The sequence below is a fragment of the Pantoea sp. C2G6 genome, from assembly GCF_051336815.1.
Classification (GTDB): Bacteria; Pseudomonadota; Gammaproteobacteria; order Enterobacterales; family Enterobacteriaceae; genus Pantoea.
This window is the reverse complement of record NZ_JBGMNJ010000015.1, coordinates 18,998-31,960: the sequence shown is the minus strand read 5'-3', so window position 1 is coordinate 31,960 and position 12,963 is coordinate 18,998. Positions and strand designations below refer to the sequence as shown.

Below are 12,963 nucleotides of genomic sequence, written 5' to 3'. Positions count from 1 at the left end.
GAAAAAAGCCCAGATAGCAGACAGTAAAATGCCCGGCCAGTATATCCCATAATCTGACTTTTATACCGTCTGAAAAGTCCGGCTTTTGCCCCGCCAGGTTTATTTAAAATCGGCGTAGGGGATCAGCGGCTGTGGAGGCATATCCAGATCGCCCTGCCAGCCCTGCGCCGAGTAGCGCACATAGAGCAGGCCGTGGCTCGGGGTGTAATCCTTCGCCTGCTGAATGTCGACTCCCGCGCCGATAAACCAGTGTGGCGTCACCCGTCGTTCAACCACCGCCTGCGCCGTATAGCCGATCCCGCCGCCGGTGCTGCTGTCGGAAGTGGGGTTGCTGGCGAGGCTGAAGCCCGGATTGACCGGATAACGCCGCTGCGCCGCGGTTTTCGAATGTGACCAGGAGAGCGAGCCGCCGAGATCGAACGACCAGTTCTCTGTGCGCTGCCGCCAGGTGACCGGCACCGAAAAGGAGAGGTACTGCTGCGGACTGTAGTAGCCGCCCTGACCGAAGGTGTAATCGCTGAGATCTTTCTGGTAGTGCCAGAGCATGCTGTTCAGCCCGACGGTGGCACGGCGGTTGTCGCTGTTGATCAGCTTGTAGTAATAGCCACCCATCAGGCGCTCCCGGCTGTTATCGGCGAGGTTCTGACCGCTCAGCTGATGCGCGCTGAGATCGGCCCAGACGCCGTGCGCCCCACCCTGATCGTAACTCAGCCCGATGCCGCCGCCAGTCGCCACCACGCCGCCCCAGCGTTTGCCGCCATTGCTGGCCGGATCGCGCGCACCGGCATAGGCCAGCAGCGAACTGGCGATTGGCCGCCGCGAGGCGGTCAGGGTCACGCCGAGGTCTTTGAGATCGGTTTTCCAGCTCACGCCGCCAGTCCAGTTCGTCACCGTAAACCCCAGCGGCGTGGTGCCAAGATCGGCCGACCAGACCGCGTTATGCCATCCGGCCGCCAGCGCCGTGCCCTGATCGCGCTGATGGCTGTCGCGTCGGCAGCCGCCCGCATTGGCGTCGTCACAGCTGCCGAACAGCGCGTCGAAGCCGCCATTGCGGGTGGTGAACGTGCCGGCCGACACCGCAACCCGATCAAGCCGGAAAAAGCCGCGCCCGTCAGCAACCGGCCTCTCCGCCTGCAACATAGTGGTATGGGCGGTGAAATCAGAGATCCCGCCGGTGCCGCTGTTGCGCGAATAGTCCTGCTGCAACATCAGCGTGGTCTCCTGCTGGCGGTAGAGATCGGCGGTATCACTGCGAATGCCGCGTCTCAGCCAGCCATCCGCGGGATCAAGTCGGGTGGCCCGGCTGAGGTTTGCGTCGCTGGCGATACCGCTGGCCGCCAGCGCCTGCCGATAATCCTCCAGCGCCACTTCAGGCTGCTGCCGGGCGCGCGCCAGCCGCGCCGCATCACGAAACACCAGCGCCTTATCCTGCGACGGCGGCAGCGCGGCCGCCCGCTGTTTCAGACCGGCGAACAGCGTGGCAGCCCGGCTGGTCTCACCGACCGCCTGCCACGCCAGCGCGACGCGGCGATCCGCGTTCAGACTGCTCTGCGCCGCGGGCAACTGCGCCAGCGCCTGGCGTGCGTCATCGCGACGCTGCAACGCCACCAGCGCGTCAATCTCTCCCAGCGCCGCATCGCGGTTGTCAGCCTGGCGCGCCCGCACCTGCCGATAGCCCGCCAGCGCCTGTTCCGTGTCGCCGCGCGCCAGCGCCCAGTCCGCCAGCGTCAGATCGCGCCGGCTGGAAACCGGCTGCTGGCTGAGCAGCCTCACTGCCGCCGGCTCCTGCCCGGCCGTGCGCAGCGCATCGGCCTGGGCAAAGATCTGATCCTGCCGCAGCCGGTCAGCCAGCTGGCGCATATCACTGCTCCACTGCGCTTCCGGCAGCCGATGCAGCGTCGTCAGCGCCGCGCTGTCATCCCCTTTCCCGGAGAAGTAGAGCGCGCTGGCATAGAGTGCGGCGGGGTCCTGCGGATGCTGCTGCGCTACGGCGCGCATCACCGCATCCGCCTGCTGCCCGGCCCCGCTGTTGCGCAGCGCGCCCGCCAGCCGGTAACTGAGCCAGACATCATCCGCTGCCAGTTGCTGCGCCTGGCGATATTTTTCCGCCGCCTGCGACCAGCGACCCTGCTGCGCCAGCGCATCCGCCTCCGCACGCAGGCTGTCACTGCGCAGCGTACGCAGGGTGTCGGCCAGCGCACGCTGCTGCGCCGCGGGTAGCGTATTGATGAACTGCATCTCGCGGGCGGGCGAAACGGTCCGATAAAGCCCCGCCAGCCGCCGTATCGCCGTTGTATTAGCGCCATCGAGCTGCCGCGCCCGCAGCCAGTATCGTTCGGCCACCGCCGTCTCTTTGCGCGCCATCGCCACGTCGCCAAGGCCAATCAGGGCATAGCTGTCACTGCGGTCATACTGCTGCGCCATGCGGTACTGTTGTTCGGCCCCGGCCATATCGCGCTGCGCCAGCGCCTTATCGCCCCGCTCAATCGCCAGCCAGTAGCGGCTGGTCTGCAACAGCGACTGCCATTTGCCGATCAGCGTGCTCTGCTGACCCGCTTTAATGGCGCGCTCCAGCCAGAGGATCGCCGCCTCGCGATGGCCGGCGCGGGCCTGGGTCTGGCCCATCGCCCCCATCAGTTCCGCGTCGTCAGGGTTCGCCTTCAGCGCCCGCGTCAGCGCGGCCATCGACGGATTGACCTTGCCCGCGTCAACCAGCGCCAGGGCGCGCACCCGTGCACGATAGGCGGGATCGGCGAGCTGCGCCTGCTGCTGTGCCAGCCTGTCGACGCCCTGCTGATGCAGATCGCCGTCGGGAAACAGGGTCAGCCAGGCTTTTAACTGCGCCACGCTGCTGTCGCTGACCGGCTGCTCGTTGATGTACTGTAGCCAGAGATCGGCCGCCGCCTCCCGCCCGCTGCCGCTCTCTGCCAGCTGCCTGAGCTGGGCGATCGCCTGCTGCGGCTGCTGACGATCAAACGCCATCCGGGCAATCTGTAATCCGACGCCGACGTTGCCGGGATAGCGTTGCTCCAGCGCCTGAAGCTGCTGCCAGGCGACCTGCTGCTGATCCGGCATGCGCGCCAGCAGCCGCCAGTACTCCAGCGCCAGGTTCGCGTCAGGAAACACGCCGTGGAAAAGCGCATCGTAGGCGCTTTTCGCCGCCGCCAGGCGGCCCGAGGTGGCGAGCAGACGCGCCTGCTGAAGCTGCTGGCGTCCGTCAGAGGAGGTGATCCGCAGCCCCACGGCGGACTCGCGCGCCGCCGCCGAGTCGGGAGCCAGCTGGTTCAGCCGATCGAGCAGCCTCTGCGCCGCCGTGATGTCGCCCTGATGCAGCGCCAGCCGCAGCCGTGCCGCCAGTACCTGGGGATTATCCGGGTCGATCTTCTCCAGCCGGTACAGCGACTGCTGCACCAGATCATATTTGTTGGTGGATTCGCCGATGCGCACCTGGGTCAGCAGCCAGTCAACCGGTGAAACCTCCGGTCCCGTCACGGGGGCGGCCTGACCCGGCAGCGCCCCCAGCGTCCCAATCAGCAGACCGGCGCGCAGCAGGTGAGACTTACTCATCTTCATCGTCATCATCCAGCAACCGGCGGCGCGCGATCAGGCGCATCAGACGCCAGACCATCAGTGCGAACAGCACGATAACCCCGACCGTGCAGGCCGCCAGCCAGAACGGATGGGTGGCAAGCAGCGCCCAGAGCCGTTCCCACCACGGCAGATGACCCACGTAGTAGCTCTCCCCTACCCGCAGGCTATTGACGCCGGACTCGCGGATAATAATGGTGGAACCCGACATCGCCGCGCGCTTGCCGCTGTCGCCGGACGCCTCATTGAGCAGCTGCCAGCTACGCGGGCTGCCGTCGGCGAGCAGCGCCACCACACTGCGCTGATCGTAAAACGGCGACTGGAAGCCAAGCACCACCGCCAGCGGGCCACGGGAGCCGATTGCGGTGGTGCTTTCCACCGCCCGTCCGCTGTCGCTGAGCGAATTGAGCGCCAGATTTTTCTGGCGTACCGGTGTTTTCAGCCAGCTTGTCGTGGCGTCCACCAGCGCCGTGATCCGCCGCTCATCCTGAAGATCCCTGGGCAGGGTGCCGATCATCAGCAGATCCGCGTCCTGCTTCTGCGCCGTGGCCCAGTCGTCGGTGAGCTGCACCCGCAGCGCCGGATAGCCGGTCTGCGCACCAATGTTGCCCAGCGCGTTCAGCAGAGTGCTGACCTGCTGCGCATCCGGTGCGGACGGCACCAGCACCAGCGTCTGCGCCAGATCGGCGTAGCGGCTGAACGGAAAGCCCGCATTCGCCCAGGTTTGCAGCGACGGCATTTCGATGTAGTGGCGATAACCGGAAAAGTCGATGCTGGAACTCTCATCCACCACCACATGATGACCCACCGGCGTCACGGTTTCACAACGCCCGTCGGCGGTGCCGCCGATAAAGGTGTTGGCATAATCAAAGTCAAAGCGCAGCTGATTCATCACCCCCAGGCGTAACGCCGGAATGGTGAGTTCATGCCCCTTCTCCAGCAAGCCCTGGATCAGCGGAAGATGCAGCAGTTGCTCACCGGCGGTGTTTTTCGGCAGCAGCGGGTAGTCCTGAATAAACTGGTTATTCAGATTAACCGCCAGCCGGGAGCCATCCGGCTGCATCGGCGAGGTGTAGCGATAGCTCAGATCCATGTCGATGCCGCGGGCGCGTACCAGGAAGAGATCGGGTGGCAGGTTCAGCGTCAGGCTGATGGGGTCAGGCTGCATACCGTCCGACTGCAACTGATTCTCATACTGCGTCAGTTCCGCAAACGTGGTGCGGCGATCGGTACGCACCCAGTTTGGCGCATCGTAGGGCTGGCGCGGGGCCAGCAGCGTCACGCTGTCGATGGTTGAGCTGTCGCCGCGCAGCAGCAGCTCGCCCTGCGCGATCCCCTGCACCGCCGTCAGCAAATCCTCATCGTTGCGCCCCAGAATCAGCAGCATCTTCTGATAGGGATTGTCAGGCTGACTGAGGATCGCCACGGTGGGCTTCAGCACCGGCGGCAGATCTTTCAGGAAAGCGGGCCGCGTCTCATTGGTGGCGAACACCACTGCGTGCTGCTGCGGTGGCAGCTGGTTATAGAGCACCGGAAAGCGCTGACCGCGCCAGGCCGCTTTGCTGCCGAACCAGGAGGCGAGGATGGCCGCGGCCCGCTGCTGCTTCACATCCGGCTGGGCGGCAAACACCATCGGTAGAGTCAGCGGGCGCCTGTCGCGCGCATCAAAAAAGGGTTCCGGGAAATGGGAGAGGTCATTTTTAAGCGGCAATTTTTGCAGCGTCAGATCCAGATGGCTCTCTTTGCCAATATCCAGCCAGATGGTGCTGTTGGCCGGATTTTCACAGACGCTGGTGTAGTGACCGACCAGTTCAAAGCGCAGGCGGTTAAAATCGGCGATAAAACGCGGGTCGATCGCCAGCTGGGTCTGATTCTCTTTGCCCGACTGCTCCGGCGTCAGGGTGATCAGGCTCACCAGCTCATCATTGAGATAGACCTTGAGTTGCGACAGCGTCGGCAGCAGCGCTGGCGACGGACGATAGCTGAGGTTAAGCACCGCGCGCGTGACCACTTCGTCGCTGCGCACCCCGAACTCCAGCCCGCCGGTGGGACGTGTGCCGCGCAGCGTCATGCTGCCCGGCGGCGGGGCCAGCGTGGTAAAGCTCAGCTGGCTGTCACGCAGCGGCGCGCCGCTCTCCTGCACTACCGACTGCACGGCTGTTTCGCCGCCGACGCTGACCGGCGCATTCTCCTGCGCGACAGCGCAGCTCAGCGTGGCGGAACCCAGCAGCAGGGCAGCGACCCACCGGTTTACTCTTGTTGTTGTTGTCATATCATCAACTCAATGCGGATTTTCAGTGGCGGGCGCGTCTGCGATGCCCTGCGGCAACAGCGAAGCCAGCCAGCTTACCCCAGCGGTAAGCAGGTTAAACAACCGACGTAACTGTGGCGGACCATATTCCGCCAGGCGCAGATAACCTTTAAAACCGAGGATCGTAATATCGGCGAGGCTTTGCACCGGTTTATCTTCCGGGAAACCGTCCTGCCACAACGCCCAGGTATCGGCCCGGGCGAAGGTACACTGGATAAAGTCAATGTGTTGCCGGGTGGTCAGCTGATCGAGACGCACCCCGGCCCGCAGGCCAAAGACGCGCTGCACCCTGCCGGGAAAGCTGAACTCCTGCTGGCCGCGGCGCAGCAGCAGGCAGACCTTTTCATTCTCCTGCAACGCATCCGGCTCGCGCAGCGCTAAGCCAACCCCGCCGTCGGAGTAGTCACGCAGGGTGCAGGGCAGCATATGGCCATTTTCACGCGCGATAGCGGCTGGCATCGCGATCTCCACCCGGTGCGCCTCACGGATCTGCCGGGCTTCGACCGAAACCGCCACCGCCCCGCCCAGGATCACCATGTTGTAGAGCACCCAGATCAGGCTGACCCATACGGTTAACACCTCATTGGCCGGGCCATACTGCATCCGCCAGAACGCCATGCCCACGCCTGCCAGATTAAGCAGAACCAGCAGCATATAGGGACGGGTGATCACCCAGTCCAGATGACGCTTCTCCACCAGCCCGCCTTTGGCGGTGACGTTAAACTTGCCTTTGTGGGGGTTGATCAGCGCCACGGTGGTGGGCAGGGCGATATACCACGCCAGCACTGTCTCATAGACTTCGCTCCAGAAAGAGTGCCGCCAGCGCCCCTGAATGCGCGAGTTGGTGAGGCTGGTGTGCAGCATATGGGGCAGTACATAGACCGCGATCGCCAGCGCGGGCGCGTAGATGATGTAGGCGTGGCAGAGCAGAAACGCCAGCGGTGCCAGCAGGAAGATCAGCCGGGGAATGCCGGAGAGAAAGTGCAGCATGGCGTTGGCATAACAGAGGCGCTGCACCCACTTCAGCCCTTTGCCGAACAGCGGATTGTCGAGGCGGAAGATCTGCACCATGCCGCGCGCCCAGCGGATGCGCTGGCCGATATGCGCCGAGAGGCTTTCCGTCGCCAGTCCGGCCGCCTGGGGTATACGAATATAGGCGGAGGTATAGCCGAGCCGGTGCAGACGCAGCGAGGTGTGCGCATCTTCCGTGACGGTTTCGACCGCAATCCCGCCAATCTCTTCCAGCGCGCTGCGGCGCAGGATGGCGCAGGAGCCGCAGAAAAAGGTGGCGTCCCAGATGTCGTTGCCATCCTGCACCAGGCCATAAAACAGCGAACCTTCGTTCGGGGTGCGGCGAAACCGTCCCAGATTGCGCTCAAACGGGTCGGGCGAAAAGAAGTGGTGCGGCGTCTGCAACATCGCCAGCTTCCGGTCGCGGATAAACCAGCCCATGGTCATCTGCAAAAAGGCGCGCGTCGGCACATGGTCACAGTCAAAAATCGCCACAAACTCGCTGCGGCAGTGCTTTTCCAGCGCGTGGTTGATGTTGCCCGCTTTGGCGTGATTGTGAATTGGCCGCACCACATAGTTAACGCCAATGCTGGCGGCAAACTCGCGAAACTCCGGCCGGTCGCCATCATCCAGCAGATAGATATGCAGGCGATCTTTCGGCCAGTCGATGCCCAGCGCCGCGTAGAGAGTCGGCCTGACCACGCTGAGCGGTTCGTTATAGGTCGGCACCAGCAGATCCACGTCCGGCCACTGATCCCGATCGGCGGGCATGGAGATTGGCTGGCGGTTCAGCGGCCAGAGGGTCTGGAAGTAGCCCAGCACCAGCACCACCCAGGCGTAAGTTTCCGCGGCGATCAGCAGCAGCCCCAGCACCAGACTCAGGGGATCGTCCCAGTTCAGGGTCGAGGTATAACGCCACCAGAGATAGCGGCACGACACGGTCAGCGACAGCACAATCAGCATCAGGGTCGGCAGGCGGCCTGGTATGCGCCGCACCACCAGCGCCAGGCTCCAGAGCAGCACCACAAAGATAAACTGCGTCATCAGGTTAAACGGCTGACTGATGCAGAGCAGCGCCAGCAGCGAGGCCACGACGCCCATCACGCTAAAGAGGATGTAGCGCATCAGCGGTGAGAGTCGCTTCAGCCGCTGTTCAAGCTGCTCGCCCAGCCGCTGCGTCTCTGCCCGTCTGGCTCGCCGGTCGAGCCAGCGATAAAACTGCTGTCGCCAGCGGATCAGCGCACCAAACCCGTTGGCCCGGCGGCGGCGATGCGCCTGCGGCACGATCACCATCAGCCACAGGGTCTGGATCAGATAACGCAGAATATCGAGCGGGCGCGGATGCTCCGGTGAAATGTGTGGATAGAGCCGGCGGCGCTGCTGAAGAATGCGCTGCCAGCCCGGCGTCTCGACGCGCAGCAGCATCACGCCCAGCAGACACCAGAACAGGTTGAGACCGCTGGCGAAGCGGGAGGCACCGTTGCCGCGCGCCGTGGCATAGCGCCGCTGCAACGCCTGCCAGGCGGGGGCGGTCAGTAGCCAGCGCAGCGGATTCATGGGCGATCTCCCGTCAGATGCAGCAGCAGCCAGTTGGCCAGCGTGGTGATCTCCTCGCTGATCAGCGCGTGCGGCCGGTATTCCCCCACCGGCTGCTTCATCATCAGCGACTCCGCCAGCGCTTCATCACGATGCAGCAGCAGCGGGATCAGCGGTTGCAGCGACGCCATCCAGAGCTGGTGCAGATCCTGCTGCAAGCGGCTGTTGGCGTTGAACTGGTTGATAATAAAGCGGGTCGTCGCGGGAAATCGCCGCTGGCCCAGCCGTAAATGCGCGTTGGCGTCGGGCGTCACGACGCACAGAATGGCGTCCAGCTGTGGCAAAAGAGTTTCATGCCAGGGCAGGGTTTCAGCGGGCAGATCGAAAATAATCCACTGGTAGCGCTGACTCAGCTCAGGCAGTGCATTCAGCAGCGGCGCGGCGACCGTTTCATCCTGAAGGGAAAAGGCCGGAAGCGGCGATCGCAGCTGCCCCCAGGGCAGCAGATCGGGGCCGGCGGGGTAACGCCGGGCGCTCTGCTGCCAGCCCTCGCCCTCGCTCAGCGCCTGCATCCAGCCCTCTTCCGCCGGTACAGGCAGATTAAAGTGCACGCCGAGCTGACTGACCGGCGAGCCATCAATCAGCAGCACCGACTCACCTAGCGCGCGCAGCGCCCAGCCGAGCCCCGCGCAAAGCGAGGTGGCACCGACCCCGCCCCGGATGCCCTGAAGCGCAATCTGCGGCATCAGCGACGCTCCGGCGGGCTGACAACGGTTTCGGTTAACAGCGGCCAGCGTGCGACCAGATCTTTCAGCCGTTCCTCGCGGGCAATATCGACATAACGGAAAGCGTGCAGGGAAAAGGCGTCACGCAGCGCGCTAATATCATCCTGAGGTTCACCCTCAGCGGCGACAGCCGTATAAACAGGTTGGTTCGTCATTATTATTCGCCACGAATAAAACAGCGTCAGATCCAGGGCAGCGACATTTGCCCAATTAATGGAAAGCCCTTTCCAGCATCAAATGAGCACGATCACAAAAAATGGAAAATCGACGGTCACCGGTAATTTTTAATTACTCAGGTTACAACTGGTCCTGTCTATAATAAACTAGCCTGGGCTGGAAAAATAACGAATTCATAATGAAAAATTCTTTTTCGCTGGGGCTGCTGCACGTTCAGCCTGAACTCACGACTTTGCAAACCCCCGGCTGTTATTGGGTCGCCTGCGCACGCCAGCAGGATGCCCGCCTGTTTATCCGTCAGGTTATTTCGCATCAGCGCGCCGTCACGCTGATCGGCGCTGAACAGCTGCCGCGCGAGCTGCTGACGCCCGACCCGGCGGGCGGCCCCGATCGCATTCCGCTGTTTTCACTTCCCAAAAATAAAAAAAGTCTGCTGCTGCTGGAAAGTGATTTTTCACGAACGTTCGGCAGTCAACATGGCCTGGTGATCTTTAATAGCGCAGCGGCACAGTGGGATAAACTTAATGAAGGCGAATTAAGCCGCTGGATAAAGCGTATGCGCCGCACGCTCTATAAAAGAAAGATGACGCTTCTTATCATCACTTCCGGCACTACCCAATTTAATCAGACCACGCATCTTCAGCGTTATTTTCGTCAGATGGACGGTCTGGCTTATTTAACCCCACAGCAGGATAGCTGGCAGTATCAAATAAACTGGTGGTACGCCGGTGAACGGCTGTTTGCCGATCGCGCGATACGTCTGGGCTGTGAAGATGAGCGTTTTTTCGCCTTAAACGAAATGCAGGAACCGCTGAGTCTGAATGACGAACAGCACTATCTCGCCAATAAAAGCGTGCTGGAAGGCGCGCCGCCGCTTTCGCGTCAGTGGCAGCTGTTTGAGGATAACCAGCAGGTCTGGTCGGCTGCGCAGCAGGCCAACGCCGCCACGGTTATTTTCAGCCTGACGCACAGCGAACATATTGGCGAGCTGGCAAAGCAGGTGCACAGCCTGCGCCGCAGCCGCGGCAATGGCCTGAAAATCGTGGTGCGCGAAATGGGCGTCAGCCTGCGCTACAGCGACGAGCGGCTGTTGCAGGCGTGCGGCGTCAATACTATCGTGCCGACCAGCGCGGCCATGTCGCGCTTTCTCACCATGCTGGAGGGGATTCAGGGGCAACGCTTTAGCCGCCGCGTGCCCGCCAGCCTGGAGGCATTGACCGCCTCGTTGCAGCCGCTGCATGAAAAGGGTTATCTGCGGCTTGACGCCTTTTGCCAGTCGGTGGGCCAGCTGATCAGCAACACCCTGCTGCCGGAAAATGACAAAGGGCTGCTGGTCGCCCTGCGCCCGGTGCCGCAGCTCACCCCGCAGCAGATACTGACGCTCTGCAAACCGCGCCGCTTTGGCGATCTGGTCACGGTGCTGGAGGATCGGGTGATCCTGTTTCTCTCCTCCTGCCGCTACAACGATCTCGATAAGGCGCTGAAATTTATCTTTTCACTACCGCATGATGAGCTGTTTGCCAACCGGATTATCTGGTTTGAAGATAACCAGATCCTCGGTGAAATCAGCAACATCCGTAAAATGACACCAATGGCGTTGCAGGAGCAGACGCCGGTTGCCGTGACCCCACCCGCCGCGGTTGCCGCAAAGCCTTCTGAACGGGCTGCGCCGCAGCCGATCACCTTACTGCCGGAGAACAAATCCTGATGAACCTGATGGACTGGGTGCAGATTGCGCTGCTGGTGATGGTGAGTGGACTGCTGTTAAAACCGCTCTTTTACCCGTGGCTGCCGCGCCGCTGGAGCGGCCTGCTGAATCGCCTGCTACCGGCGCGGGCGCTGAAGCCGGAAGGTCACTGGCAGCGTCAATCCCCGAAAACGGATGCACACATTGATGAAAAATGATCACGCCGATAACGCCCGCTTCTGGTCCTGCTGGCGCGGGCTGGGCGGCTGGAACTTCTACTTTTTAGTTAAATTCGGGCTGCTGTGGTACGGCTACCTCAATTTTCACGCCCTGAGCAATCTGGTCTTTCTCGCCTGGCTGCTCTTTCCGCTGCCCTCGCGCCGCCTGCATCGTCTGCGCCACTGGGTCTCGGTGCCCATTGGCATCGGGCTGTTCTGGCATGACACCTGGCTGCCCGGCCTCAGCAGCATTCTCAGTCAGGGCGATCAGCTGGCGGGCTTCTCTGCGGCTTATCTGCTCGATCTGGCCGACCGGTTTATCAACTGGCAGATGGTGGGGGCGCTGTTTGTTCTGCTGGTGATCTATCTGTTTATCTCACCCTGGGTGCGCGTTACCGTGCTGGTTTCGCTGATGCTGATCTGGCTCAACGTGCTGACGCTGGCCGGCCCGGCGATGTCGCTGCTGCCGACCCCGGCGGCGACGCCGCAGGTGGTGCTGAATCAGACACCCGCCGCCCGTTCGCCAGCCGCCGCGCCAGAGGGACTCGATCAGTCGGCCGCGCCCACCAGCGCCAGCCTGACCGCCTGGCTGAACCGCTTTTATGAGAGTGAGCGCAAGCGCGTTACCCACTTCCCCGACAGCCTGCCGGCCGACTCGCAGCCGTTCGATATTCTGGTGATCAACATCTGTTCGCTCGCCTGGTCCGATATAGACGCGGCCGGACTGCGCAACCATCCGCTGTGGCGGCACTTCGACATCCTGCTGAGTAACTACAATTCCGCCACCAGCTACAGCGGTCCGGCAGGCATTCGTCTGCTGCGCGCCAGCTGCGGCCAGACCTCACACAGCGAACTCTACAAGCCCACCGACTCCCGCTGCTACCTGTTCGACAATCTGGCGAAGCTGGGCTTTAAAGAGCAGCTGATGATGGATCATACCGGGGTGTTTGGTAACTATCTCAAAGAGTTGCGTGAAGATGGCGACCTCCAGGCTCCGCTGATGGCCCAGACGGGCATCGCCGCGGAGCTGACCTCTTTTGATGGCTCGCCGGTGTTCAATGATGCGCAGCTGATGCAGCGCTGGCTGGATGAGCGTAACAAGAGCAGCGACGCCCGCAGCGCTACCTTCTACAATCTGATCCCGCTGCACGACGGCACCCGCGAGCTGGGCAGCACCCAGACCGCCCCGTGGAAGACGCGCGCCCAGCTGCTGTTTGATCAGCTTGACGCCTTTCTGACCCGCCTCGATCAGTCGGGTCGCCGGGTGATGGTGCTGGTGGTGCCGGAGCATGGCGCGGCGTTGCAGGGCGACCGGATGCAGATGTCCGGCCTGCGCGATATTCCCAGCCCCGGTATTACCCATGTGCCGGTGGGGATTAAATTTGTCGGGATGAAGGCACCGCATCAGGCGCAGCCCCTGACTATTGACGCGCCCACCAGCCTGCTGGCCCTCTCCGAGCTGGTGTCGCGGGTGGTGGATGGACAGGTGTTTAACGCGCCGAATGTGAATATGTCGGTGCTGACCGACAAGCTGCCGCAGACGCCGGTGGTGTCAGAAAACGACGGCGCGGTGGTGATGATGTATCAGGGCAAGCCCTGGATCAGGCTGAACAGCGGCGACTGGGTGCCCTATCCGCAGTAGCAGCGGCC

8 protein-coding genes are annotated in these 12,963 nt (G+C 62.7%); 3 read left to right on the top strand and 5 right to left on the bottom strand.

Annotated features, from left to right (window positions below; all coding sequences use genetic code 11):
• Positions 1–99: 99 nt before the first annotated feature.
• The 5 genes from bcsC to bcsR are packed head-to-tail and all read right to left on the bottom strand — an operon-like array spanning position 100 to position 9,386.
• Positions 100–3,567, bottom strand: coding sequence for a cellulose synthase complex outer membrane protein BcsC (gene bcsC / locus ACCW71_RS17080; RefSeq protein WP_436373431.1), 3,468 nt, complete (start codon positions 3,565–3,567; stop codon positions 100–102).
• Positions 3,560–5,860, bottom strand: a complete 2,301-nt coding sequence (gene bcsB, locus ACCW71_RS17075) for a cellulose biosynthesis cyclic di-GMP-binding regulatory protein BcsB (protein ID WP_436373430.1) — start codon at positions 5,858–5,860, stop codon at positions 3,560–3,562. The genes bcsC and bcsB overlap by 8 nt, the downstream gene beginning before the upstream one ends.
• Positions 5,861–5,869: 9 nt before the next feature.
• Positions 5,870–8,467 (bottom strand): UDP-forming cellulose synthase catalytic subunit, encoded by a 2,598-nt coding sequence (bcsA, locus tag ACCW71_RS17070; RefSeq protein ID WP_436373429.1) that lies wholly within the window; start codon positions 8,465–8,467, stop codon positions 5,870–5,872.
• Positions 8,464–9,192 carry a cellulose biosynthesis protein BcsQ gene (gene bcsQ / locus ACCW71_RS17065; protein WP_436373427.1) on the bottom strand — a complete coding sequence of 243 codons (729 nt, stop codon included), beginning with the start codon at positions 9,190–9,192 and terminating at the stop codon, positions 8,464–8,466. The genes bcsA and bcsQ overlap by 4 nt, the downstream gene beginning before the upstream one ends.
• A complete protein-coding gene (gene bcsR / locus ACCW71_RS17060) occupies positions 9,192–9,386 on the bottom strand; it encodes a cellulose biosynthesis protein BcsR (protein ID WP_436373425.1) in 195 nt (64 codons plus the stop codon). The genes bcsQ and bcsR overlap by 1 nt, the downstream gene beginning before the upstream one ends.
• A gap of 200 nt (positions 9,387–9,586) precedes the next feature.
• Between bcsR and bcsE the strand changes: the two genes are divergently transcribed.
• Genes bcsE through bcsG form a run of 3 tightly spaced genes read left to right on the top strand, consistent with a single transcriptional unit; the run spans position 9,587 to position 12,955 of the window.
• Positions 9,587–11,116 carry a cellulose biosynthesis protein BcsE gene (gene bcsE / locus ACCW71_RS17055; protein ID WP_436373423.1) on the top strand — a complete coding sequence of 510 codons (1,530 nt, stop codon included), beginning with the start codon at positions 9,587–9,589 and terminating at the stop codon, positions 11,114–11,116.
• Complete coding sequence (gene bcsF, locus ACCW71_RS17050; protein ID WP_436373421.1) at positions 11,116–11,313, top strand: cellulose biosynthesis protein BcsF; 198 nt, start codon at positions 11,116–11,118, stop codon at positions 11,311–11,313. Before bcsE ends, bcsF begins: the two co-directional genes overlap by 1 nt.
• On the top strand, positions 11,303–12,955 hold the full coding sequence (gene bcsG, locus ACCW71_RS17045; RefSeq protein WP_436373419.1) for a cellulose biosynthesis protein BcsG: 1,653 nt from the start codon (positions 11,303–11,305) through the stop codon (positions 12,953–12,955). Before bcsF ends, bcsG begins: the two co-directional genes overlap by 11 nt.
• Positions 12,956–12,963: the final 8 nt, after the last annotated feature.